Source organism: Halospina sp. K52047b, from assembly GCF_008709855.1.
GTDB classification, from domain to species: domain Bacteria; phylum Pseudomonadota; class Gammaproteobacteria; order Pseudomonadales; family Oleiphilaceae; genus Halospina; species Halospina utahensis_B.
This window is the reverse complement of record NZ_VYJH01000014.1, coordinates 19,174-43,585: the sequence shown is the minus strand read 5'-3', so window position 1 is coordinate 43,585 and position 24,412 is coordinate 19,174. Positions and strand designations below refer to the sequence as shown.

The window sequence follows — 24,412 nt, the reverse complement described above, 5'->3', positions numbered from 1 at the left end:
CCCGGAAAACCCCGAGGACCGCACCATGACATCGATCTTTGATCAATCCCTGCCACAGACCGGAGCCAATCACAGCCCGCTTTCACCCGTCGATTTCATTGCACGCAGTGCGGATGTGTACCCTGACAGCACTGCGGTTATCCACGGCCCCATCCAGCGTGACTGGCAGGAGACCTACAGCCGCTGCCGACGCCTGGCCTCTGCTCTTCAGGGGCGTGGTATTGGTCGTGGTGAGACGGTGGCCGCGATGCTGCCGAATATTCCGGAGATGCTGGAAGCCCACTTCGGGGTGCCCATGATTGGGGCGGTTCTGAACACGCTCAACATCCGCCTCGATGCTGATGCGATTGCCTATATGCTGGAGCATGGTGAGGCGAAGGTGCTCCTGGTGGACAGGGAGTTCACGCCAGTGATCCGGGAGGCGGTTGCTAAGCTTGAAAAACCGCCCCTTCTGGTGGACGTGAATGACCCGGAACTCGGCGGAGGCGACCCGGTTACCGAGCTGAACTATGAGGTGTTGCTTGCCGAGGGCGATCCGGACTTTGAATGGTCACTGCCGGAGGATGAGTGGGATGCGATATCCCTGAACTACACCTCCGGGACCACGGGTAACCCCAAGGGGGTGGTCTACCATCACCGTGGTGCTTTCCAGAATGCGTTGGGTAACCAGGCTGTATGGTCCATGGGCGAGCGCCCGGTCTATCTGTGGACACTGCCGATGTTCCACTGCAACGGCTGGTGTTTTCCATGGACGGTAACCGCATTGGGCGGTACCCATGTGTGCCTGCGCCGTGTGGAGGCTGAAAAGATACTGCAGTTGATCAGCGACCACGGGGTAACGCACATGTGCGGGGCGCCGATCATTCTGAACACGCTCCTCAACCTCCCGGAAGAAGCGCGCGAGAGTCTGAGTCACCGGGTTCAGGCCATGACCGCCGGCGCCGCACCCCCGGCCAGTGTGATTGGTGCTGTCGAGGCAATGGGCATCGACATCACGCATGTTTATGGCCTCACGGAAGTGTACGGCCCGGTCACAGTCTGTGCCTGGAAGCCGGAGTGGGATGATCTGCCGCTGGAAAAGCGCGCCGCACTGAAAGCCCGGCAGGGGGTTCGTTACCCAACGCTTCAGGGGCTGATGGTTGCTGACACCGAGACCATGGAGCCGGTCGCCCGGGACGGTGAGACGGTGGGGGAGATCTGCCTGCGCGGTAACACCGTGATGAAGGGCTATCTGAAAAACCCGAGTGCAACGGAAGAGGCCTTCCGCGGGGGGTGGTATCACACCGGCGACCTTGCCGTATGGCACGAGGACGGCTATATCGAGATCAAGGACCGTCTCAAGGACATCATCATATCGGGAGGCGAGAACATCTCCACCATCGAAGTCGAGGGTGTCATCTACAGCCACCCGGATGTCCTGGAAGCAGCGGTTGTGGCTCGCCCGGACGAGAAGTGGGGCGAAATACCCTGCGCCTTTGTCACTCTCAAGCCGGAGGCCGGTGAAGTGAGCGAGGAGGCCATCATCAGCTACTGCCGCGAGCACCTGGCCCGATTCAAGGCCCCGAAGAAAGTGATCTTTGAGGAGCTTCCCAAGACCTCCACCGGAAAGGTGCAGAAGTTTGTGCTGCGCCAGCAGGCGAAAGAGGCCTGAAGCGGGTATTCGTGAGGATTCCTCTTCAGTCCTAGATAACGTCGGGGTGTGGTTTCTCCATGGCGATGTAGAGCCCGGAGCCGATAATGATCGCAGCGCCGACAAAGGTCAGCGCGTCGGGCCATTCCTGGAAAAGCCACCACCCGAAGAACACTGCCCCCAGTATCTCCAGATACTGGACCGGCGCCAGGATACTGGCGCTGGCATGGGTGAATGCCAGGGCAATAAGCACATGGGCAAACGCGGCCAGCGCACCCAGCAGAATAAGCAGGCCCCATTCATGGGCTGTTGGCCACTGCACCCCGGTCAGGGCCGGGGTCAGCGTCTGCCCGATTCCCATCAGCATGAGCATTAGCACCGACGCGGTTAGGCTGATCATCAGCTGCAGCCGGACCGACTTCTGAAGACCGTTGGCGGCCTCTGCCCAGTGGCTGGGATCGGCACTCTCCCGCAGTGCGCGCGTTGATGTCAGGTAGGCCGCGTAGGCGGTGGCCGCGAGCAGTGGCAGAACCGTGGCCCAGCCGTAGGCCTCGATGTTGGGACGGATTACGACCAGTGCGCCGAGCAACCCGACAGTGACCGCAATCCAGCGCCGAGGAGAAACCCTCTCTTTCAGGAACCACTTTGAGAACAGGACCAGAATCAGTGGCTCGACAAAGAAAATGGCGATATTGTTCGCCAGCGGCAGATAGCTCAACCCCCAGAACAGGAACAGAACAGCGGAAGCAACCAGGCCGCCAAGCCACCAGTCCCTGAGCTTGAGTCCCTGAAGCCGGACATTCCTGTGGCGCCACCACAGCCACAGAGGCAGGAGCAGCAGGCACTGGATCATGAAACGCGTCGTGGTGACCTGACCGATTGAGAGCGTCTGCCCAAGGACTTTGGCGATGGCATCAGAGGCGGGAATGGTCAGGACCGCGACGCTCATCCAGAACAGACCGCGCCATTGGGAAGTATCTGTCGGGTTCATGGATGCGTTCCTACAATTCGCAAGCTCCCTGCTTCATGGAACTAAAAGCGGCGATAGAGGTTCAGATTGGGTCTGAATAAATGGTGGGCCTGGCTGGACTCGAACCAGCGACCAAAGAATTATGAGTTCTCTGCTCTGACCAACTGAGCTACAGGCCCGGAAAGGGGAGGTGAGGGCGCCATTCTAGCCGGAGCAGCTGGCGCCCGCCACCCGGGTCAGCCTTCGTCGATGAAGCTGCGCAGGTGATCGGAGCGGGAGGGGTGACGCAGCTTGCGCAGCGCCTTGGCTTCGATCTGGCGGATGCGCTCGCGGGTCACATCGAACTGCTTACCGACTTCCTCGAGGGTGTGGTCGGTGTTCATCTCGATGCCGAAGCGCATGCGCAGCACCTTGGCCTCGCGCGCGGTCAGCCCGGAGAGCACACCCTTGGTCGCTTCGCTCAGGCCTTCAGCCGTGGCCGAGTCCACCGGCGACAGTGCCAGGATGTCCTCGATGAAGTCGCCCAGGTGTGAGTCCTCATCGTCGCCGATGGGGGTCTCCATGGAGATCGGTTCCTTGGCGATCTTGAGCACCTTGCGGATCTTGTCCTCGGGCATGTCCATGCGCTCACCAAGCTCTTCCGGGGTCGGTTCGCGGCCCATCTCCTGCAGCATCTGGCGGGAAACGCGGTTGAGCTTGTTGATGGTCTCGATCATGTGGACCGGGATACGGATGGTCCGCGCCTGGTCCGCGATGGAGCGGGTGATCGCCTGCCGGATCCACCAGGTGGCGTAAGTCGAGAACTTGTAGCCGCGGCGGTATTCGAACTTGTCCACCGCCTTCATCAGGCCGATGTTACCTTCCTGGATCAGGTCCAGGAACTGCAGGCCGCGGTTGGTGTACTTCTTCGCAATCGAGATCACCAGGCGCAGGTTGGCCTCCACCATTTCCTTCTTGGCACGGCGGGCCTTGGCCTCGCCGATGGAAACGCGGCGGTTGATCTCCTTGATGTCGCTGACATCCAGGCCCACGCCTTCCTCGACGTTGGCGATCTTCTTCTGCAGGCGCACGATGTCGTTGGCGCGCTCACCAATGGCCTTGGCGTACTTGCGATCGCTGCTGCCCAGCTCCTCGGCCCAGTTGAGGTTGGTCTCGTTACCCGGGAACTGCTTGATGAACTCACGGCGCGGCATGCCGCATTCCTGCACGCAGATGGCCATAACGCTGCGTTCGTGCTGGCGCACCATGTCGTTGGTGGAGCGTACGACGTTGACCATCTCGTCAAAATGGCGATTGCTCAGCTTGAAGGGCGCGAAGACCCTGCCGAGCTCTTCCAGTGCCTTCTGGGCTTCCTCGCTGGAGCGGCCATGTTTGGTCACGGCGTCCATAGCGGTGTTCAGGCGGTCCCGCAGCATATCGAAACGCTGGCGGGTTTCCTCCGGATCCGGGCCGCCGTCGGAGCTTTCCTCGGCCTCGTCCTCTTCGTCTTCCTCTGCCTCTCCTTCGGCGCTTGCCGTGGCTTCCGAGGCGGGCTCCGGAGTCTCGGCCGCAGGGAACTGGGGTTCCTCGCCTTCGGGGTCGAGGTAGCCGGAGACCAGGTCGCTGATGCGGCCTTCGTTCTCGACAATATTGTCGTAGTTGTTGATGACGGCGGCGACGGTGCCCGGGAAGTGGGCAACGGCGGCCATCACATCGCGGATGCCTTCCTCGATGCGCTTGGCGATGACGATCTCGCCCTCACGGGTGAGCAGTTCCACGGAGCCCATCTCGCGCATGTACATGCGGACCGGGTCGGTGGTGCGCCCGGCGTCACTCTCCACGGCTGCCAGTGCGGCGGCGGCTTCGGCGGCGGCGGCTTCGTCCGCGGAGGAATCACCATCGGTGATCAGCAGGTCATCGGCGTCCGGGGCTTCTTCGGTCACCTGGATGCCCATGTCATTGATCATCTGGATGATGTCTTCCACCTGATCCGGATCAGCGATATCCTCCGGCAGGTGGTCATTGACTTCGGCGTAGGTCAGGTATCCCTGCTCCTTGCCACGAGCAATGAGATCCTTGAGTCGCGATTTCTGGGAGTTGGCTGACATAGTCACCCTTTGGGCTCGGTATTGTCTGGGGCAAGATGAATCGAGCATTATAGCCACGAGTCATCCATTCTGCCAGTCAGTGGATTCCGCTATCGGCTGTCACTTCGGCCACCAGCTGCCCGGCTAATCTGGGGACGACACCTCTGGATTTCAATGTTCGGTGTCAGTGTGTATCCCGCAGGCGGTTCTCGCGCAGGCGCTGGAGCTCCTGGCGTTCGTCTTCGGTGAGCTCACTGGGCTTGCGTCCGGCCAGTATCTCGCTGGCCTGTCGGGCCTGTTGGCGTGAGCGTGCCCGCCCGAGCATATGCCGGGCATCCGCAAGCAGTGGTTCGTGTTCCGGGAAATGCTCAATACGGTTGAACAGGCCCGCGAAGCGCTCCCGGGCCGGGGCGGAGAAAGCCATTTCCGCCAGCAGGGTACTGCGCGTCTCGATCCCGCTCTCGAGGATCCATTGCGCGAATGACTGGGCGCAAGGGTAGTGACTGGCTGCCTGCGGTACGGCCGTCACCTCGGTGGCCAGCGGTGGCTCGTAATAGAGCGCCAGAGCCAGGAGGGTATCACGGTCCAGCGCCATGGCCGGCTGGCTGGCGTGTTGCGGCTGGCCATGGTGGGGTTGGTCGGAACTGTTGCCACGCCTGTCGCCGCGACCACCGGGTGGGCGGCGGGTGAGGCGCTGGAGTTCTTCCCAGAGCGCATCCCGGATGGCGGACCGGGGCATGCGCCGGAGCATGGGCTCCACGCGGCTGCGCAGCTCGCCCCGGTGTTCGGCCTGGCTCAGGTCCAGGCCTTCACCCTGGCGCTCGAACAGCATGCGCGACAGGGGCGTGGCGGCTTCCATGCGCCGCGTAAACGCCTCTCCCCCTTCAGTACGCACCAGTGAATCCGGGTCCTCGCCTTCCGGCAGCATCAGGAACTGGATGTGCATGCCGTCCTCAAGCATGCCCAGAAGGTTTTCCATGGCCCTGTCCGCAGCGCGATGGCCGGCGGTGTCGCCGTCAAAACAGAAGATCAGATGGTGTGAGGCGCGGAGCAGGGTCTGGAGGCTCTCTTCGTTGGTGGCGGTGCCGGAGGCGGCCACGGCATTGTTGATGCCCATCTGCGCCAGGGCGATGACGTCCATGTAGCCTTCCACAACCAGCAGTGAATCCAGCTGGCGCGAGGCCTGGCGGGCCTCGTAGAGCCCGTAGATCTCACGGCTCTTGTGGTAGACCTCGGATTCCGGCGAATTGATGTACTTGGCCTTGTCATCGCCCAGAGTGCGCCCGCCGAAGGCAACCGTGCGGCCCCTCGTGTTGCGGATGGGGAACATCAGCCGGTTGCGGAATAGATCCCGGACCTGGCCGTTACGCTCGTTCAGGGCCTTGACCGTGAGCAGGGCGCTGCGGGTTTCACCATTCACGCGTTTGGCGAGGGCGTCGCCTTCCGGTGGCGCGAACCCCAGGGCGAAGCGCTCAATCATGTCTTCGCTGACACCGCGATTGGCCAGGTAGTCCCGGGCCAGGCTGCTCCATGGATGCTCCCGGAGTGCATTGCGGTAGAAACGGGTGGCTTCCTCAAGGGCACCGGTCAGGCTCTGGCTGCGCTTCATGGTTTCACGGGTCGCCTGGTCATAGGGCACTTCAAGACCCAGGTGGGCGGCCAGTGCCTCGACGGCTTCAGTGAAGCTCTGGTTCTCGTATTCCTGCAGGAACGCGATGGCGTCGCCATGGGCACCACAGCCGAAACAGTGGTAGAAACCCTTGTCCGGGCGGACGTTGAACGAGGGAGTGCGTTCGTCGTGGAACGGGCAACAGGCTTTGTAGTTGCCGCCGGATTTCTTCAGCGGGATGCGCTGGCCAATGATTTCAGCCAGATCGACCCGGTCGCGCAGGGTCTCAATGAAGGTCTGGGGGATCATGCCGGCCATGGTTCCGGGCCCCAAAGCAGGAACGCCCGCGCGAGGCGGGCGTCCGGGTGATCAGTAATAGCGTTCGAAACGCTTCTGTTCACGCTGCAGTTTCTTGAGATGACGCTTCACCGCTGCGGCTCGCTTGCGCTTGCGCACCTCGGTGGGCTTCTCATAGTGCTCACGACGACGCACTTCCGAAAGAACCCCCGCTTTTTCACAGGAGCGCTTGAAGCGGCGAAGCGCCACGTCAAACGGTTCGTTATCTCTCACTTTCACAGCGGGCATGCGAAATCACCTACCTTAAAATCCGTTGTCAGATTGATGCTCTAAAGGCACTGCCTTTTCAGGATCCGCAAGTCTACGCATTCGATCCGCTACTGTAAAGAGAGGGTGTGGCTTTCCGCTCTGGTACACTATGCCCCGTTCTTCAGGAAGCGGTGATCATGCGCGTACTCGGTATAGAAACCTCCTGCGACGAAACCGGCATTGCCCTCTACGACGGCGACGATGGCCTGATTGCCCACGCCCTGCACAGCCAGGTGGCGGCGCATGCCGCCTACGGTGGCGTGGTGCCGGAATTGGCGTCCCGCGATCACATCCGTCGGTTGCTGTCGCTGTGTGAGCGCGTCCTTGATGAGGCCGGCTGTGGCCGGGAGGGCATTGATGCCATTGCCTACACGGCGGGCCCGGGGCTGATCGGTGCGCTGCTGGTGGGCAGCACTTTTGCGCATGGCCTGGCTCGCGGGCTGGATGTGCCGGTGCTTGGCGTCCATCACATGGAGGGGCACCTGCTGGCCCCCATGCTGGAGGAGCGGGCGCCGGCGTTCCCCTTTATAGCCCTGCTGGTCTCCGGTGGGCATACCCAGCTTGTGAAGGTCGAGGCGCTCGGGCGTTACGAGCTTCTGGGCGAGTCAGTGGACGATGCAGCCGGCGAGGCGTTCGACAAGGCGGCGCGCATGCTGGGGCTGGGCTACCCGGGTGGGCCGGCAGTGGCAAAGATGGCGCTTTCGGGGACGCCGGGGCGCTTCCGCTTTCCGCGGCCGATGACCAGCAAGCCCGGCCTGGATTTCAGTTTCAGTGGCCTCAAGACCTACACCCGCAACACGCTGCGTGACGAAGCGGGCCCGGACGGTGCGGATGAGACCCTGCGTGCGGATGTAGCCCTGGCTTTCGAGCAGGCCGTGGTGGATACGCTGGCGATCAAATGTCGCCGGGCTATGGAGCAGACTGGAGTGCGGCGTCTGGTGGTGGCGGGTGGTGTCGGAGCCAACCGGGCGCTGCGGGAGCGGCTGACAGCGCTTGAGAAAAGCCATCAGGCGGAACTGTTCTTCCCGCGCCTGGACTTCTGCACGGACAACGGTGCGATGATCGCCTACGCCGGCCATGAGCGGCTGGTTGCGGGGCAGCGGGATGGCACTGAGATGCTGGCCGTTCCGCGTTGGCCTCTGACCGAACTGCCCGGGCTGGAGGAGGTCCGCCTCGAGGGGCTGCGCCAGACGGCATGATCCTCAGAGGTGGTGTTCGCTGCCCTGTGCCAGGCGGACCAGGTTGTCCCGGTGACGGACGAACAGCACCAGGGCAATGATGAGGAAGAGCCCGGTATGGGGAGGGTTGAGCAGGAACGCGATAATCGGACCGCTGCCGGCGGCGATGATGGACGCCAGTGAGGCGATGCGCCACTGCCGGAAGACAAGCAGCCAGATGAGCGCCATGGCGAGAATGGTGCCGGCGGCCAGCGCCAGCCCTGTCCCCAGGGTGGTGGCAACGCCCTTGCCGCCCCGGAAGCGCGAAAACGCCGGCAGCATGTGCCCGGCTATAGCGGCCAGGGCAACCGCCGCTTGGGTAGCGGGGCTGACGTCCAGGTACTGGGCCAGGGTAACCGGCGCCCAGCCCTTGAGGGCGTCGCCCAGCAGCGTGAGCCCGGCCGGCCCGGGGCCGGCAATCCGGTACACATTGGTGGCGCCGGGGTTTCGGGAGCCATAGAGGTGGGGCGGCGGTGCATTGAGCAGCTGGCAGACCAGGGGCGCGAACAGGATCGAGCCACTGAGGTAGCCCAGTGCACAGAGCAAGAGTGCGAACAGCAGTTCCATCGAAGGCCCTGAACCGTAATCGGGTCTTCAGGATAATGGATCAACCCGGGAGTTGGAATGGATAGCGTTTTCATTGAGCGGCTGGCCGTTGACGCTGTGATCGGCGTCCTGGACTGGGAGCGGGCGGTGACCCAGCGTCTGCTTGTGGATCTGGACCTCCGCTGGGATAATCGCGCTCCGGCCGCCGGGGACGACCTGACACTGGCACTGGACTATGCAGCGGTGTCTGAAGCCGTGGCGCAGTGCCTCAGGGAAGGGCGGTTCCGCCTGCTTGAAACGGCGGCGGAGCGGCTCGCGGCCATGCTTGCGGATGATTTCGGCGTCGGCTATCGGCGTATTGTGCTGCGCAAGCCCGGCGCCGTTCCCGGGGCTGAGGCCGTGGGCGTGGTGGTGGAACGGGGAGAAGGTGAATGAATCGGGTCTACATCAGTATCGGCTCCAACCAGAACACCGTGGTGAACGTCCGCGCCGCGCTGGATGCCCTTTCAGCCCGCTTCGGCGAGCTGGCCATCTCCTCTGTCTATGAGAGCGAGGCAGTGGGCTTTGAGGGTGAGAACTTCCTGAACCTCGTGGTTGCCCTGAACACCGACGAACCCGTGGGGCCGCTGGCGGAATGGCTCAAGCAGGTCGAGGATGACAATGGCCGGGAGCGCAACCGGCCCCGCTTCAGCTCCCGGACCCTGGATCTGGATGTGCTTACCTATGGCGCTCTGGTGGGTACCATTGATGGCGTGGAGCTTCCCCGCTCCGAAATCCTGAGTAACGCCTTTGTGCTGCAGCCCCTGGCCGAGATTGCGCCGGATGAACGGCATCCGGTCAGCGGGGAGCGCTACGCGGACCTGTGGCAGTCCTACGAGCGAGACCAGCGCCTCTGGCCCATCGAGTTCCACTGGCAGGGCCGGCGGATCTCACCGCGAACCTGAACCGCTGCCCTGTGCGGCCCGGAAACGGGCAATCTGGCCGGCAGTAGCGCTGTCGAACGTCATGTCGGTCTCTGGCTCACCGTTCAGGGCGGGCAGGATCTGCCCACCGATTTCCTTCCCCAGTTCAACCCCCCACTGATCAAACGGATTGATACGCCAGATGGCTGCCTGGACAAAGGTCCGGTGTTCGTACAGTGCAATCAGTGCGCCCAGCGTGGCCGGTTCCAGCCGCTCCATGGTGAGCAGGTTACTGGGGCGGTTGCCGGGGATGGCCCGGTGGGGTGCCAGGCGCTGGGCCTCGTCTTCCGCCATACCTTCCGCGATCATCACTGCGCGCACTTCCTGTTCCGTGCGCCCGAGCATGAGGGCCCGGGCCTGGGCCAGGCAGTTGGCCGCCAGCATGGCGTGATGGCCATCCACGGGGTTGTGGCTGGTCAGTGGCAGGATGAAATCCACCGGCACCAGCCGCGTGCCCTGGTGCAGCAGCTGGTGGTAGGCATGCTGGCCGTTGACCCCGGGGCCGCCCCAGATGACGGGGCCGGTGTGGTGGCTGACCGGGCTGCCGTCCAGGCATACGCTCTTGCCGTTGCTCTCCATGTCCAGCTGCTGGAGGTGCTCCGGAAGGTGGCGCAGGTAGTGGTCGTAGGGGATAACGGCCTGGGATTCCGCGCCGAAGCCGTGCATATACCACAGCCCCATCAGTCCCATGAGCATGGGCATGTTCTGTTCCGGTGGCGCCTGCTGGAAGTGTTGATCCATGGCATGGGCGCCGGCCAGCAGCTCCCGGAATCGCGGCATGCCCACGGCCAGGGCAACCGGCAGGCCAATGGCCGACCACAGGGAATAGCGCCCGCCGACCCAGTCCCACATGGGGAAGATGCTGTCCCCGGCGATGCCGAAATCCCGGGCACGGTCCGCATTGGCGGTAACGGCGGCGAAATGGTGCTGGACGGTGGTTTCGGTGCCACCGCCGTCCAGAAACCATTGGCGTGCCACGCGGGCGTTGGCCAGGGTTTCCTGGGTGGTGAAAGACTTGGACTGGACCAGGAACAGGGTGGTCGCGGGGTTGAGTCCGGCCAGGGCCTCCCGGATGTCGCTGCCGTCCACATTGGCGACGTAGTGGCAGCGTGGATGTTCGGACTGGAAGGGCGTCAGGGCTTCTGTTGCCGTCAGCGGCCCCAGATAGGAGCCGCCGATGCCGATGCTGACCACGTCCGTGATGGTGTCGCCGTTCATGCCTCGCCACTCGCCGCCGCGGACGGCGTTGGTGAAGACCTCCATGCGCTCCAGGGTCGCCTGGATGGCGGGCATGATGTTCTCTCCGTCCACCTGGACCGGCTGGTCCTGTGGTTGACGCAGTGCGGTGTGAAGGGCGGGCCGCTTTTCCGTGGTGTTGAGTTGTTCGCCACGGAACAGCGCGTTCACCCGTTCCGGCAGACCACGCCCCCGGGCCAGGTCTGCCAGCAGACCGAGGGTCTGGTCGGTTACGCGGTTGCGGGAGTAATCCAGGGTGAGGCCGGCGGCCTCGAGCGTCATGCGTGGGTAGCGCTGAGCGTCCTGTTGGAAGAGATCCTTCAGGGGCAGGCCTTCCAGCTGTGCCCGGTGATTCATCAGCGCGGACCACTCGGGCGTTTCCGTGAGTGGTGGCAGGGATTGTTGCTCGGTCACTGGCTCGTCTCCCTGAGCGATTCAGTTGTTATCGAGGGTCAGGCTGAGGTTGTCGATCAGCCGTGTCTGCCCCAGCCAGGCGGCAGCGAGAATGGTGATCCGGGTGTCCTCGTGGTTTGCCGGCTCCAGAGTGTCGGTGTTGACGATGTTGAAGTAGTCCGGATGAAAGCCTTCGCTGTCGAGCGTCCGGATGGCCTCATCCGAGAGGGTGCTGTAATCGCGGCGACCCTCCTGGATGGCGTTCCGCGCCCAGCACAGCATCTGGTACAGGCGCACTGCCCGCTCACGATCACGTTCACTGAGGTAGTTGTTGCGTGAACTCATGGCCAGCCCGTCTGGTTCACGGTAGGTGGGCGCGCCCATAATCTCGATGGGCAGGCACAGGTCGCGCGTGAGCTTGCGGATGACGGCCAGCTGCTGGAAGTCCTTCTCACCGAAAACCGCCAGATCCGGCTGGACCATGTTGAACAGCAGTGTGACCACGGTCGCGACGCCGGTGAAGTGCCCGGGGCGACTGGCCCCGCAGTGCAGCTCCGTGATCACCGGCACGGTGATGTGGGTGTGGTACTCGATGCCGTTGGGGTAGACCTCGCGCACGCTGGGGGCGAACACCAGGTCGTTGCCCCGGGACTCAAGCTTTTCCTGGTCCTCCGCGAGCGTGCGCGGGTAGCTGTCGAGATCCTCGTTGGGCCCGAACTGCAGCGGGTTCACGAAGATGCTGGTGACCACAATGTCCGCCTGCTGGCGGGCTTCCTCGACCAGGGCCAGATGGCCGGGGTGCAGGTTGCCCATGGTGGGCACCAGCGCGATGCGTGCCCCGGCGTCCCGGTGGGCTCTGAGTTCGGATCTGAGATCGGAGACGGTATGGACGGTTTTCATCCGCTGAAACTGTGTTTGCTGTCGGGGAATTCGCCGTTCTTGACGGCCTGATCGTAGGCGCGTACGGCGCCCTCCACGGAGCCGCCCTCCTGCAGGAAGTCTTTCACGAACCGGGGCTTATGGCCACGGCTGATGCCGAGAATGTCCTGCAGGACCAGTACCTGGCCATCGGTATCGGGGCCGGCACCAATGCCGATCACCGGCACGCCCACCTCGCGGGTGATGCGGGTTCCCAGTGAGGACGTGACGCACTCAAGCAGAATCACGTCCGCCCCGGCCTCAACCAGGCGGCGGGCATGGGCGACCATGCGTTCAGCCGCTTCAGCCCCTTTGCCCTGGACGCGGTAACCGCCCAGCTTGTTGATGAACTGGGGCGTCAGGCCGAGGTGGGCACAGACGGGCACGCCGCGCTCGGTCAGCTGCTGCACGCTTTCGGCCATCCAGTCCGTGCCCTCGATCTTCACCATCTGGGCCCCGGCCTGCATAAGGCGGGCGGCGTTGTGCAGGCATTGCCCGGTGGTGGCGTAGCTCATGAAGGGCAGGTCCGTCATAACCAGCGATTCGGGCTGGGCTCTGGCAACGCATTCGGTGTGGTAGACCATGTCCTCCATGCTCACGGGCACAGTACTCTCGCGGCCCTGGAGCACCATGCCCAGCGAATCGCCCACCAGCTGCACGTCAATGCCGCAGTCGCTGAGCAGGCCCGCAAAGGTGGCGTCATAGGCGGTCAGGCAGCTGAACTTCTGCCCTTTCTCGCGGTAGTCCCGCAGCGACTGGATGGTGGTGCTCATGAGCGGCTCCCGATTCCGTTTGGATCCTGCCAAGGGTAAAGCGGGCTCTGTGTTCAGGCAAGCGTGACGGGCGTCAGGCCGTTATCCGGGCATTCGCGGAGCAGGTCGTCGATGCGTCGCCCATCGGGCAGGCTCAGGTCCGGGTCCAGGTCCAGCAGTGGGCGCAGCACGAAATCCCGGTTGGGAATTTCCGGGTGGGGGACGGTGAGCTCGGGCTGCGTGATGATCTCGCGGCCATAGAGCAGCAGGTCGAGGTCCAGCACCCTGGGGCCCCATACGCGGGTGCGGGTCCGGCCCTGCGCGTCCTCGATGCGCAGCAGCTGCTTCAGCAGTGTGGTGGCGTCCAGGTCGGTGTCGAGCCTGGCCGCCATGTTGAGGAAGTCCGGCTGGTCTGATGGGCCAACGGGGCTGCTGCGGTAGATGGGCGACGCATCCGCCAGGGTGGTCTCCGGCAGCTGGTGAAGTGCTTCCAGAGCCAGGTGCAGCTGCTGCAGGGGACTGTCCAGGTTGCTGCCAAGGCCGATCCAGGCGGTCACGCTCATGAGTTGTTCCGTGCGGGCTTGCGGCGCTTACGGCCGCTGCGTTTCTTGCCCCCGCCTCCCAGGGCGCGGAGCATTTCACGGCGCCGGTCGGCATCGGCATCCTGGTATTCCGTCCACCAGGCGCCCAGGCCCTGGGTGTCCTCGCCGGCGGCCTCGCGCACCAGCAGGAAGTCATAGGCAGCCCGGAAGCGGGGGTGCTCCAGCAGTCGGTCCGCGCGCTTGCCGCTGCGCTTGTCCAGCCGCAGCTGCAGCTCCCAGATCTCGCGCATCGGGGTACTGAAGCGCTTGGGGATGGCGGTGGCCTGGGTCTGGTTCTGGATGGTCTCGCCGGCCGCCTGCTGCAGTGCCTGGTAGGGCGGCTGGTCGGTTTCCGCCTCCTCCTGGCGCCAGGCCTGCTGCAGAGCCGGCCAGAGCAGTGCCGCATACAGGAAATAGGGGGTTATGGGCTTGTTCTGGCGTACCCGGCGATCGGTGCTGGCCAGTGCTTCCCGGATCACGCCGTCCGGTTCGCCCTCGGCGATGGCCCTGGCGGATTCCGGGAACAGGGGTGCGAACAGGTCAAAGCGCTTCAGCATGCCGTAGGTGGTCTCACCCTGGCCGGCGGTGAAGAGCTTGAGCACTTCCTCGAACAGCCGGGCCGGCGGGATGTCCTCCAGCAGGTAACTCATCTCACGGATCGGCTGGGCGGTATCCTCGGCGATGGTGAAGTCCAGCTTGGCGGCGAAACGCACCGCCCGGAGCATGCGCACCGGGTCTTCCTGGTAGCGTATGACCGGGTCACCGATCAGCCGCAGCTGGCGGTTGTGCAGGTCCTTCACGCCGCCGGCGTAGTCGTGGACGGTGAAATCCCGGATGTCGTAATAGAGCGCGTTGACCGTGAAGTCGCGCCGGAGCGCGTCCTCTTCGCGGGTGCCGTAGACGTTGTCGCGCAGCAGCCGGCCCTGGTCGTTCACATCCATGTGCGGGTCGTTATCCGCGTCCTTGGGCGAGCCGCGGAAGGTGGTCACTTCAATGACCTCGCGCCCGAAGAGCACATGGACCAGCTTGAAGCGCCGGCCGATCAGGCGCGAGTTGCGGAACAGCTCGTGCACCTGCTCGGGGGTGGCGCTGGTCGCGATGTCGAAGTCCTTGGGGTGACCGTCAAGGAGCAGGTCACGCACACCGCCACCGACCAGATAGGCTTCGTGCCCGGAGCGGTTCAGCCGGTGCAGCACCTTCTTCGCGGACTCGCTGATGTTCTGGCGTGAGATGTTGTGTTCGTCGCGCGAAATGATGCGGGGTTCATGGGGAGCGGTCCCGTTCTGCCCGCCGAGCTGGCTCAGCCAGTTCTGTACCCGTTCCAGAAAACGTCTCGCCATGGAGTCTCTTGCTGATTCTGTCTGACCCGAAAGCGCGAGTGTAACGATTCAAGCGGGCTGGCGCGAGTCCGGAGGGCGGAATCAAAACGGGGCCGCCCGAAGGCAGCCCCGAAACAGGAATCAGTCTGACAGTGTTTTTGTTGTTATTCGGCGTGCATTGTTGTTCTTGTTATCGGCGCTCGACTGTTTTCGACGAACGGAACGTTTTTGCAACAGAGAGCGGAATGGCCGCTAAAAAGCTCGGCTGCCAAAACACTCAGTTCGAAGGGCATTCATTATTGTTTTTGAGCCCTTGGGGCAGCTTGTTCTTGTTGTTGGGCTGCTGCCTTGTGAGTGCGCGTTCTTGTTTTTGTTGGGCGCTTTTTCTTGTTTGAGGCTGAAGTAAGCAGATGCCGTGCCAGAATTTTAACCCCTTTTTAAGACAGGGAGTTACGAAGGGGAAAGGTCTGAACAGGGATTAATGTGAAGGCGTGAACTGTTACTCACATTTTGTGTTCTACGGAGCAGCGTTTCGGACGGTAACAGTGGGTAACAGTGGCGCGCAGTCCGTCAGTGGCTGGCACTGGAACCCGGTGCGCCGGATTTCTTGCGGGGAATGCCCAGGCGCTGACGCCGTTCCCAGAGGGATTTACGGCTGATTCCCAGTTTCTGGGCCAGTTCGGTTTCGCTCATCCGGTCCTGGTTCTCCAACACGAAGTGCTGGAAGTAGTCTTCGAGGGACAGGTCCGAGGGCGCGTCCTCCTCACGGCCATGGGGCTCGGCGGGCTGGTCGGCGCCCACCAGCCCGGTGGAGATGGCGGGTTCCTCGTCTTCCGCATCCAGGTCCAGAAGCTCCGGGGTGATGACTTCGCCATCCGCCAGGATCACGGCGCGCTCGATGGCGTTCTCCATCTCGCGGACGTTTCCGGGCCAGCGGTAACGCTTGATCAGCTGCATGGCTTCCGGCGAGAAGGTGTAACCGCGGTGGGTCATGCGGCCGCCGATCTGCTCCAGGAAGCGTTTCGCCAGCCCCAGGATGTCGTCTTCCCGGTCGCGCAGTGGCGGCAACCGGATCTGCATGACGTTAAGGCGGTAGAACAGGTCTTCCCGGAATTCACCGGTGCGCGTCATGGCCTTGAGGTTGCGGTGGGTGGCGGCCACCATCCGGACGTCCACCTTCCGACTCTGGGTTGAGCCAACGCGCCGGATCTCGCCCTCCTGAAGCACTCTTAGAAGCCTGGCCTGGGCCTCGGCGGGCAATTCACCGATTTCATCGAGGAAGAGGGTGCCGCCGTCCGCGGCCTCGATCAGGCCCGTACGGGCGGAGACGGCACCGGTGAAGGCGCCTTTCTCGTGGCCGAAGAGCTCGGATTCGATCAGGGCCTCGGGAATGGCGGCGCAGTTGACCGAGATGAGCTTCCAGGGCGCCCGGCGGTTAAGGTTGTGCAGGGCCTGGGCGGCGAGCTCCTTACCGGTGCCGGATTCGCCGATGATCAGCACGGTGGTGTCCGTGGGCGCGACCTTGCGGAGCAGGTGGAAAACACGCTGCATGGCCGGGCAGTCGCCATACATGAAGTGCGAGGGATCGGTGTTCGAGCCATTGCCCTTCTCTGGGCCGGGCGTGTTCTCCGGTTCGGAATGCTGTGCCAGGATCCGCCCCACGCATTCGAGCATTTCACCATGATCGAAAGGTTTGGCGATGTAATCCACAGCGCCGAGTTTCATGGCATCCACGGCTGAGCGCAGGCTGGCATAGCTGGTCATGATGAGCACGGGCACGTCCGGTGCCCGGTGGATCAGGTCGGTGCCCGGCTCGCCCGGCAGACGCAGGTCCGTGATGATCAGCTGGAAGTGGTTCAGGTCGAACCGCGCCGTTGCGTCGGCAATGGAGTCCGCCCCCTCGGCCTCATAGCCGTTGTGGGTCAGCAGTTTTTCCAGGGCCGAGCGGATGACCGCTTCGTCCTCAACAATGAGTATGCGACTCATGATGGCTGATCCGTTGTCTCGTTCGTCGGGTGGGCTTCGGGAAAACGCAGCACGAACCGGGTTCCACGTCCCGTCTCCGCACTGGCCGGGCTCTCGACACTGATGGTGCCATGATGTTCCTCCACGATGCTGTAGACAAGGGAAAGCCCGAGTCCGGTGCCGCGATCCGGCCCCTTGGTGGTGTAGAAGGGGTCGAAGATGTGATCCAGATCGCTGCTGGCTATGCCGTCGCCTTCATCGGTGACGCTCACCTCCACGCTGGCTGCCACCCGGCGGGCGTCTATCGGGATCTCCGTGCCTTCGGGCGCCGCGTCGCGGGCGTTGGAGAGCAGATTGACGAAGACCTGGACCAGACGCTGTTCGTCACCGTCGATCATCAGCCCGGTGTCGCAGTGGTTGCGGTAGGGGCTCGGGGATTCGCGGTCCGCCAGTGACAGCAGGTGGATGGCTTCATCCACGCAGCGCCGTATGCGTACCGGTGCATGGGGGTTGCTTACGCCGTCCTGGCCGGCGCGTGCGAAGTTCATCAGCGACTGCTGGATGCTGGATATCCGGTTGGTCTGGCTCAGGATCTCATCGGCGGTCTCCAGTACGCCGGGCGCCTCGGTTTCCAGCTTCAGGTTCTGGGCCAGGCAGGCGATCCCTGTTACCGGATTACCCACTTCATGGGCCACGCCTGCGGCCAGTCGCCCAACGGAGGCCAGGCGTTCGCTGTGGATCAGCTCCTCTTCCAGCCGCCGTGTCTCGGTCTGGTCCTCCACCAGGATCACGGTACCGCCCTCGGGGTGGCCGGGACCGGCAATGTCACTCTGGTGCAGGTTGAACCAGTGCGGCTGGCCACCCAGCTCGACCTGCCGGCGGTTCTGGTGCTGGGCCTCGCTGTGATGGAAGCTGCCGAGCAGTTCCCGCCAGGGGTCCGGCAACGCTCCCAGGGTGGCGCCTACGGTGCGGTCCGCCGCAATACCGGTGAGTGTCTCCATGGCATGGTTCCACATCAGGATCTCATGGTCGCTGCCCAGTGAGCAGGCAGCAATGGGGAGGTTCTGCAGGATCTGGCGGTAATGGCGGCGCAGGCTGTCCAGCTCGGCGGCGAGGCCGGTCAGCCGGCTCTTGTAGTCCTCCAGGGCCACTTCCACGAACTGGATGTCGTGCTGCGGTTCCTGGGAACCGCTCTGGGGCTTGAAGCCGAGATGGCGCTGAACAATGTCCTGGGCGATGGCCGGCCCGAGCAGCCCTGAGAGGTTGACTTCGAGCTGGTCGCGCAGCCGGCGCAGCGGGTAGGGCCTGCTCTCTGAGGCCGGCAGGTCGAGCTGATCCAGGGCCCGCTCCACTTCCCGGGTAGCCACCTCGTTGCCCAGTGGCACCGTGAGCTGGGACTTGAATTCGTCGGAGGAGGTGGCTTCCAGCTCCCGCCGTGGCGGGCGTGCCATGGCCCCGATGCTGCAGGATTCCGCGGCGCGGGCCTCGCCGTTGCTGGTACCGGTGAGCATGGAGGTCAGCGCGAACACCAGGACATTGATGCTCAACGCCATGAAGGTGGGCACGTGCCAGCTGTCGATGTCCGAGGGCTGCATCAGGTGGAGACCCAGCCAGTCTCCGGGGGCAATGCCGGTGGTGAACGGCAGTACCAGCCCCGCGAACCAGACCAGCATGCCCGCGATGATGCCGCTGATCACGCCCTTGCGGTTGCCCTCGGGCCAGTAGATGACGGCCAGCACCCCCGGCAGGAGCTGGAGCACCCCGGTCAGGGCGATCAGGCCCAGGCTGTCCAGCGCGAGATGGCGGCCTATCAGGGCGTGGAAGAGCAGGGCCGCCAGGATGATCGCCAGGATCAGGAGGCGGCGCACGCTCTGGAGCCAAGTGTAGATGCTGCGGTTTTCCGGTGGTGAGCGCAGCGGAAGCACCAGGTGGTTGAGAAGCATGCCGGACAGCGCCAGGGTCAGCACGATCGTCAGCGCGCTGGCGGCGGACAGGCCGGCCAGGTAGGCGAGTGTGGCCAGCAGCGGTGACTCCAGCACCACGCCCAGGCTGACGGCGAACAGGTCCGGGCTGCCAGCGACCTCGAGGGCGCGGGCGCTCCAGAGGACGATGGGAACCGGCAGGGCCAGGAGCAGCAGGTAGAGGGGCAGCCCCCAGCTGGCGCGCGCCAGGGCACGGGGGCTCGGGTTCTGGGTGAAGGTCATGTGGAACATGTGCGGCATGACCAGGGCGGCCGCAAAGGAAATCAGCAGCAGGGCGCGCCAGTTGCCGTCACTGAGGCGGCGCTCCAGGGCGCTGACCTGGTGGCTCTGGCCCTGGAGCCAGGTCTCCAGTCCCGCCGGACCGTTGAAAACGCTGAACAGCAGGATGACCGCGATGCTGCCCAGGGCAAGCAGTTTGACCAGTGCCTCGAAGGCCATGGCCATGACCAGCCCTTCATTGCGCTCCACGCCCTGGCTGCGGCGGGCACCGAAGAGTGCGGTGAACACGGCTGCCAGAACCGCGAAGAGGGTGGCGCTGAACCAGCGGCTGGCATCGGGGGCCAGTGTCTGGATGGCGCCGGCCATGGCCTGCATCTGCAGGCTGAGCAGTGAGAGGATGGCGATGCCGGAGCACAGTGTTACCAGCGTACCCGCCCACTGGGAGCGGTACCGGAAGGTGAACAGGTCCGCCAGCGAGCTGAGCTGGTAGCCGCGCGCCAGCCTGAGGATCGGGTGCAGCAGCACTGGCCCCAACAGAAAGGCGCCGCAGAGCCCCAGGTAGTAGGCCAGGTACCCGTATCCGAAGCTGTAGGCCATGCCCACAGCCCCGAAGACCGCCCAGGCTCCGGCATAAACGCCCAGGCTCAGCACGTACACCAGTGGGTGATGGGTCCAGTGCCGGGGCAGCCAGTTGCGGTCCGTGGCGTGTGCAATGGCGAACAGAATCGCCAGGTAGAGGGCACTGATCAGCAGCAGCGTTGGCACACTAAAGCTCATCGCCGTCCCTCCGGTGATCGAGCCAGAAGGCGAGGGCGATCAGGGCGAGCCAGACCCCGAACGGCTGGTACCACGCGCTGCCGGGATCGACCCACCAGTCCATGATGTCGGGCGAGAAAATGTAGATGGCCAGTACCAGCAGGAAGACCAGACGATAGATGTACATGGTCATGCCCTCCGGAGCCTGTCCGGGTCCCAGTGGCTGATGGCCCACGCCAGCTGGTCTTCCACGGGCCTCTCATTGAGGTTCCCGGGTGGGCGGTGCGCCAGGGCGGTGAGTGCCTGGCTGATGTTCCGCGGTGCCATGGTGTCATCGATGGCGGATGCGCCCGCCTGTTTGCTCAGCTTCTGACCCCGCTCGTTACAGACCACCGGAAAGTGCAGGTAGGTTGGCGGTGTCTCTTCCAGAGCTTCGTAAAGGCAGAGGTGGGCTGGGGTGAGCTCGGCCAGGTCCTGCCCCCGGACCACCTGGTTGATGCCTTGGGCAATGTCATCCACCACCACGGCAAGGTGATAGGCGTAGAAGCCTTCCTTGCGCCGCAGTACCGCATCGTCCTTTTCCCGCACCAGCCTCAGGGGCTGGTCGCCCAGCACACGGTCATACCAGTGCCCGTCATGCGCCTCTACCGGAAAGCGCAGAGCAAAGGGCTCCGGCTGGTTCCAGTCCGGCCGCTCGCGGCACCGCCTGGGGTGCTGGCCCCCATGGGCATTGAGTTCACTGCGGGAGCAGGGGCAGGGGTAGAGTTTGCCGGCCTCCCGGAGCCGGATCAGGGCAGCGTCATAGGCCTCGCTGCGCTGGGACTGGTACCAGGGGGACTCATCAGGGACCAGCTGGTGGGCCGTGAGGGTATCCAGAATGCGCTGTGCGGCGCCGGGGGCCTCGCGCAGCGGGTCAATGTCCTCAATGCGGACCAGCCAGGTGCCATCATGCGCACGCGCGTCCAGCCAGCTCGCCAGTGCCGCGACCAGCGAGCCGAAGTGGAGTGGCCCTGTGGGCGATGGGGCAAAACGGCCGCGGTAGGCCATGACAGCGCCTGGGATGGATCAGACGCCAGTCTGTTTTTCCCGGATCTCGGCCAGGGTCTTGCAGTCGATGCACAGGGTTGCGGTCGGGCGCGCCTCCAGCCGCCGGATGCCGATCTCCACGCCACACTGGTCGCAGAAGCCGTAATCGTCCTTGTCGATCCGGTCGATGGTCTTGTCGATCTTGCGGATCAGCTTGCGTTCGCGGTCACGGGTGCGCAGCTCCAGGCTGAATTCTTCTTCCTGGGTGGCACGGTCGCTCGGGTCCGCGTAGTTCTCGGCGTCCTCCTGGAGGTGGTGTACCGTGCGGTCCACTTCCTCCATCAGCTCCTGTTTCCAGCCGAGCAGGATCTTCCGGAAATGCTCCAGCTGCTCCTGGTTCATGTACTCTTCATCATCGCCCGGCTGGTAGGGCTTGAAGTCGGCAAAGTCGTTCTGAACAGCGGGTTCATTCTTCGACATAATGGTTACCCCTTTCGAGTCGCAGCCGGCCTGGCGCCGGCGACTGACCTTCGGCATCATTGCCGCAATTCCGGATTGGCCACGCCATCCGCTCTTTATAGAAGATGCGGGGCATGGCAGGCAAGATTGCGAAACGTAGCAGATAACATCTGGGGGAGCTACCCATGGAATTCGATCCACCACTGACGCCCGGAATCCTGGTGCGTCGCTATAAGCGCTTTCTGGCGGATGTGACGCTGGATTCCGGGGAAACGGTGGTGGCGCACTGCCCGAACACAGGGTCCATGATGGGCTGCGATGCGCCGGGAAGCCGGGTCTGGCTGAGTCATTCCGATAACCCGAAGCGCAAGCTGTCCTGGACCTGGGAGCTGGTGGAGACAGGGTCTGGCGGTGAGGTTGCCTGTATCAATACCGCACGCGCCAATACCGTGATGGGGGAGCTGTTGAATGGGGCGCGACCCGGGGGGTTGACCGGCTATGACCGTGTGCGCCCGGAAGTCCGGTATGGCAGTGAGAAGAGCCGGATCGACTGGCTTCTGGAGGACAGCACCGGACAGCGTAGACCGGTCTGGATCGAGGTGAAGAACGTGACCCTGGCGGAGGGGAGTGTTGCGTACTTTCCGGATGCGGTTACGGCGCGGGGGCAGAAGCATCTCCGCGAGTTGCAGGGGCGGGTGGAAGCCGGGGACCGGGCCATGCTGCTGTTCTGTGTCAGCCATTCCGGTGCCCGGGAAGTGCGGCCGGCCGAGGGTATCGATCCGGTGTATGCGCAGCTGTTGCGCGAGGTGGTTGATAAGGGCGTGGCGTGTCGGGCCTGGCGGATGACCATGACCCCCGAGGCCCTGGAGCCGGGCGGGGAGGTGAGTGTTGTTCTATAGGGGTTGCCGCGCGCAGGAGCCACTCCTGCGCGCGGCTGGGCCTGTCAGGAAACACTTTCCGGTTCCGGGGCGTTCTGCTGGGCCTGCTGTGCGTAAGTGAGGTAGTCGGTGTAGCCGTGGGCGCTGCCTCCGTACATCGTCGCCGGATCCACTTTATTCCAGGGCAGTTCATGCCAGATGCGATGGGGCAGGTCCGGGTTGGCGATAAAGGGCTTGCCGAACGCGAACAGATCACCATAGCCCGCCTCAAACATGCGCAGGGCCTTTTCCGGCGTATAGCGCCCGGCAAAAATCAGAGCGCCGCTGAACGCATCCCTCAGAGCCTGGCAGAAGCTGTCTGGCAGTTCGGGGGCATTATCCCAGTCCGCCTCGGCAATCGAGATGTAGGCGATGCCCTGACGGTCCAGCATCCGTGCCGCTTCCACATAGGTTTCATGGGGGTCGGATTCAACCAGCCCGAGATAGACGCGCTCTTCGTCCGTGCTTTCGAACAGCGGTGAGAACCGGACGCCGAGGCGGTTGGCGCCCACTTCCCTGGAGACCGCACTGACCACTTCTTCCAGGAAGCGCAACCGGTTGCGCAGGCTGCCGCCATACTGGTCGCTGCGCTGGTTGCTGTGTTCCGAGATGAACTGGTTGACCAGGTAGCCATTGGCACTGTGGATCTCCACGCCGTCAAAGCCGGCTTCCATGGCATTGCGCGCCGCCCGGGCGTATAACTCAACCATTTCGCCAACCTCATCCGTGCTCAGGGCACGGGGGTCGTCGGAATCAGTGATCTTGCCTTCACCGGGCCCTGTTTCAACAAACACCTTAACGGTTTCGTTGCGGATGGCGGACGGCGCCACCGGAGCTGCCCTTTCCGGTTGCAGCGAACGGTGCGATATCCGGCCCACATGCCAGAGCTGGCAGAAGATCGTACCTCCTTCGGCGTGAACGGCCTCGGTGACCTTTTTCCAGCCCTCAACCTGCTCCGGGGTGGAGATGCCAGGCGTCCAGGCATACCCCTGGCCACGCGGCTCGACCTGGGTGCCTTCCGAGACCATAAAGCCGGCGGAAGCCCGCTGAGCGTAGTAGGTCGCCATCATGTCATTGGGGATGTTGCCCGGCTGGGTGCTTCTGGAGCGCGTCAACGGTGGCAGCACGATGCGGCTTTTCAGTGTCAGATCACCGAGGCGCACTGATTCAAAAAGCGATTCAGTATTCATGGTTCTGGGCCTTTTCAGTGGAAAGTACATTGACGCAGCAGCATCTCGACCCTGCCGATGTCCTGTTTGTTCAGGACCTGGCGCGGAACGCCGAGTCGTCGTTGGATGGCTGCGATGACGGGCACAAGACTAAGGGCGTATGATCACAAACAGAAACAGTAATTTTTGGTGAGAAATACAAACATGAGTGGTATTGGCAATATCGACCTGAAGCAGTTGCGTGTGCTGAGGGCGTTGCTTAAAGAGAGAAGCCTGACGCGGGCCGCCAGTCAGATGGGGATGACGCAGCAGGCGGTGAGTGCGCAATTGAACAAGTTGCGGGAGGTTTTCCAGGATCGCCTTTTCCTGCGCTCACGCCAGGGTGTTGTACCAACGCCATTGGCGCAGGAGCTCGAACCGAGGGTGAAGGCTGTCTTTGACAGTATTGAGCAGTTGATTCCCCCAGAGCGGTTTGATCCGGCAAGTGTGCAGGGGACCTATGTCATATCCGCGACTGACTATGCGGTGGAGGTGGTGTTGCCTGAGCTGGTCGCCAGGGTCAGACAGCAGGCGCCGGGCCTGAAGCTGATCGTTCGTCAGTTCGAGAGCGACCGCCTGCACGCCATGCTGGCCTCCGGTGAGCTGGACCTGGCCCTGACGTTCCCTGCCTTCGCGCCGGAAAGCTGCCAGAGCAAGCTGCTCTTCTCGGAGTATCACATCTGCGTGGCAGGGAATGACTCGCCATTGCATGAGCGCAAGCTGACCATCGGAGATGTGGCTGAGTTGCCACAGCTCATTGTCTCGCCGACGCGGGCCAACCTGATTGGTTCCGCTGACAGCTGGTTTGCCAGCAAAGGGTACGGACGGAATATCGTTATGTCCGTCCCGAGTTTCTCTGCGGCCCCAACCTGCGTTGCATCCAGCGACTGTGTCGCCTTCCTGCCCTCAAGGATTCTTCCCCATCCGCTGGTAACCCCCATCGATCTGGAGGAATCACCGCCCTGTTTCGATGTTATTGCCGCCTGGCATCCGCGTACCGACCAGGATCCCCTGCAGCAGTGGGTGCTCTCCCTTCTGCAGGAGGCGTTTCCAGGCCAGGCTTGAAGGTAATGGC

The 24,412-nt window shown here is 63.5% G+C and carries 22 protein-coding genes and 1 tRNA gene; 6 read left to right on the top strand and 17 right to left on the bottom strand.

Annotated elements, in window-relative coordinates:
* The first annotated feature begins 25 nt into the window (after positions 1 to 25).
* Positions 26 to 1,651 (top strand): acyl-CoA synthetase, encoded by a 1,626-nt coding sequence (locus F3089_RS14330; protein WP_151441467.1) that lies wholly within the window; start codon positions 26 to 28, stop codon positions 1,649 to 1,651.
* Positions 1,652 to 1,682: 31 nt separating this feature from the next.
* Here F3089_RS14330 and F3089_RS14325 read toward each other — a convergent pair whose 3' ends face one another.
* The 5 genes from F3089_RS14325 to rpsU form a co-directional block, all read right to left on the bottom strand.
* On the bottom strand, positions 1,683 to 2,621 hold the full coding sequence (locus tag F3089_RS14325) for a DMT family transporter (RefSeq protein WP_151441466.1): 939 nt from the start codon (positions 2,619 to 2,621) through the stop codon (positions 1,683 to 1,685).
* Positions 2,622 to 2,702: 81 nt separating this feature from the next.
* Positions 2,703 to 2,779 (bottom strand) — tRNA-Ile (locus tag F3089_RS14320).
* 57 nt (positions 2,780 to 2,836) lie between these two features.
* The gene (rpoD, locus tag F3089_RS14315; protein WP_151441465.1) at positions 2,837 to 4,687 is read right to left on the bottom strand and encodes an RNA polymerase sigma factor RpoD; all 1,851 of its coding nucleotides are present in this window, start codon (positions 4,685 to 4,687) and stop codon (positions 2,837 to 2,839) included.
* A gap of 163 nt (positions 4,688 to 4,850) precedes the next feature.
* Positions 4,851 to 6,593: a DNA primase gene (dnaG, locus tag F3089_RS14310; protein ID WP_151441464.1), complete on the bottom strand. Its 1,743-nt coding sequence runs from the start codon at positions 6,591 to 6,593 to the stop codon at positions 4,851 to 4,853.
* Between the two features lie 51 nt (positions 6,594 to 6,644).
* Positions 6,645 to 6,860, bottom strand: a complete 216-nt coding sequence (gene rpsU, locus F3089_RS14305; RefSeq protein WP_077529332.1) for a 30S ribosomal protein S21 — start codon at positions 6,858 to 6,860, stop codon at positions 6,645 to 6,647.
* A 158-nt stretch (positions 6,861 to 7,018) separates the two neighbouring features.
* Here rpsU and tsaD point away from each other — a divergent pair, with 158 nt between their 5' ends.
* On the top strand, positions 7,019 to 8,080 hold the full coding sequence (gene tsaD, locus F3089_RS14300; protein WP_151441463.1) for a tRNA (adenosine(37)-N6)-threonylcarbamoyltransferase complex transferase subunit TsaD: 1,062 nt from the start codon (positions 7,019 to 7,021) through the stop codon (positions 8,078 to 8,080).
* 3 nt (positions 8,081 to 8,083) lie between these two features.
* Here tsaD and plsY read toward each other — a convergent pair whose 3' ends face one another.
* On the bottom strand, positions 8,084 to 8,665 hold the full coding sequence (gene plsY / locus F3089_RS14295; RefSeq protein WP_151441462.1) for a glycerol-3-phosphate 1-O-acyltransferase PlsY: 582 nt from the start codon (positions 8,663 to 8,665) through the stop codon (positions 8,084 to 8,086).
* Between the two features lie 57 nt (positions 8,666 to 8,722).
* Between plsY and folB the strand changes: the two genes are divergently transcribed.
* Together folB and folK (F3089_RS14285) are read left to right on the top strand one after the other, a co-directional pair.
* The gene (folB, locus tag F3089_RS14290) at positions 8,723 to 9,079 is read left to right on the top strand and encodes a dihydroneopterin aldolase (RefSeq protein ID WP_151441461.1); all 357 of its coding nucleotides are present in this window, start codon (positions 8,723 to 8,725) and stop codon (positions 9,077 to 9,079) included.
* On the top strand, positions 9,076 to 9,588 hold the full coding sequence (gene folK, locus F3089_RS14285; RefSeq protein WP_151441460.1) for a 2-amino-4-hydroxy-6-hydroxymethyldihydropteridine diphosphokinase: 513 nt from the start codon (positions 9,076 to 9,078) through the stop codon (positions 9,586 to 9,588). The genes folB and folK (F3089_RS14285) overlap by 4 nt, the downstream gene beginning before the upstream one ends.
* Here the strand turns inward: folK (F3089_RS14285) and pgi are convergent.
* The 10 genes from pgi to dksA form a co-directional block, all read right to left on the bottom strand.
* Positions 9,574 to 11,256, bottom strand: a complete 1,683-nt coding sequence (gene pgi / locus F3089_RS14280) for a glucose-6-phosphate isomerase (protein WP_225741776.1) — start codon at positions 11,254 to 11,256, stop codon at positions 9,574 to 9,576. The genes folK (F3089_RS14285) and pgi overlap by 15 nt on opposite strands.
* 21 nt (positions 11,257 to 11,277) lie before the next feature.
* Complete coding sequence (gene panC / locus F3089_RS14275; protein ID WP_151441459.1) at positions 11,278 to 12,135, bottom strand: pantoate--beta-alanine ligase; 858 nt, start codon at positions 12,133 to 12,135, stop codon at positions 11,278 to 11,280.
* Positions 12,132 to 12,926 (bottom strand): 3-methyl-2-oxobutanoate hydroxymethyltransferase, encoded by a 795-nt coding sequence (gene panB, locus F3089_RS14270; RefSeq protein WP_151441458.1) that lies wholly within the window; start codon positions 12,924 to 12,926, stop codon positions 12,132 to 12,134. Before panB ends, panC begins: the two co-directional genes overlap by 4 nt.
* A gap of 53 nt (positions 12,927 to 12,979) precedes the next feature.
* Positions 12,980 to 13,468: a 2-amino-4-hydroxy-6-hydroxymethyldihydropteridine diphosphokinase gene (folK, locus tag F3089_RS14265; RefSeq protein ID WP_151441457.1), complete on the bottom strand. Its 489-nt coding sequence runs from the start codon at positions 13,466 to 13,468 to the stop codon at positions 12,980 to 12,982.
* Entirely contained in the window at positions 13,465 to 14,826 is a 1,362-nt protein-coding gene (gene pcnB, locus F3089_RS14260) for a polynucleotide adenylyltransferase PcnB (RefSeq protein WP_151441456.1), read from the bottom strand. Before pcnB ends, folK (F3089_RS14265) begins: the two co-directional genes overlap by 4 nt.
* A 549-nt stretch (positions 14,827 to 15,375) precedes the next feature.
* Positions 15,376 to 16,791 carry a sigma-54-dependent transcriptional regulator gene (locus F3089_RS14255; protein ID WP_151441455.1) on the bottom strand — a complete coding sequence of 472 codons (1,416 nt, stop codon included), beginning with the start codon at positions 16,789 to 16,791 and terminating at the stop codon, positions 15,376 to 15,378.
* On the bottom strand, positions 16,788 to 19,748 hold the full coding sequence (locus F3089_RS14250) for an ATP-binding protein (RefSeq protein WP_151441454.1): 2,961 nt from the start codon (positions 19,746 to 19,748) through the stop codon (positions 16,788 to 16,790). The genes F3089_RS14255 and F3089_RS14250 overlap by 4 nt, the downstream gene beginning before the upstream one ends.
* Positions 19,738 to 19,914, bottom strand: a complete 177-nt coding sequence (locus F3089_RS15935; protein ID WP_192497396.1) for a hypothetical protein — start codon at positions 19,912 to 19,914, stop codon at positions 19,738 to 19,740. The genes F3089_RS14250 and F3089_RS15935 overlap by 11 nt, the downstream gene beginning before the upstream one ends.
* Positions 19,915 to 19,916: 2 nt before the next feature.
* A complete protein-coding gene (gene gluQRS / locus F3089_RS14245; protein ID WP_151441453.1) occupies positions 19,917 to 20,774 on the bottom strand; it encodes a tRNA glutamyl-Q(34) synthetase GluQRS in 858 nt (285 codons plus the stop codon).
* An 18-nt stretch (positions 20,775 to 20,792) separates the two neighbouring features.
* On the bottom strand, positions 20,793 to 21,233 hold the full coding sequence (gene dksA, locus F3089_RS14240; protein WP_077529412.1) for an RNA polymerase-binding protein DksA: 441 nt from the start codon (positions 21,231 to 21,233) through the stop codon (positions 20,793 to 20,795).
* A gap of 164 nt (positions 21,234 to 21,397) precedes the next feature.
* On the opposite strand from dksA, the gene sfsA reads away from it, so the two are divergent.
* Positions 21,398 to 22,111, top strand: a complete 714-nt coding sequence (gene sfsA, locus F3089_RS14235) for a DNA/RNA nuclease SfsA (protein ID WP_151441452.1) — start codon at positions 21,398 to 21,400, stop codon at positions 22,109 to 22,111.
* 44 nt (positions 22,112 to 22,155) lie between these two features.
* On the opposite strand, the gene F3089_RS14230 is transcribed toward sfsA, so the two are convergent.
* A complete protein-coding gene (locus F3089_RS14230) occupies positions 22,156 to 23,319 on the bottom strand; it encodes an alkene reductase (protein ID WP_151441451.1) in 1,164 nt (387 codons plus the stop codon).
* Between the two features lie 183 nt (positions 23,320 to 23,502).
* Here F3089_RS14230 and F3089_RS14225 point away from each other — a divergent pair, with 183 nt between their 5' ends.
* Positions 23,503 to 24,402, top strand: a complete 900-nt coding sequence (locus tag F3089_RS14225; RefSeq protein WP_151441450.1) for a LysR family transcriptional regulator — start codon at positions 23,503 to 23,505, stop codon at positions 24,400 to 24,402.
* Positions 24,403 to 24,412 lie beyond the last annotated feature (10 nt).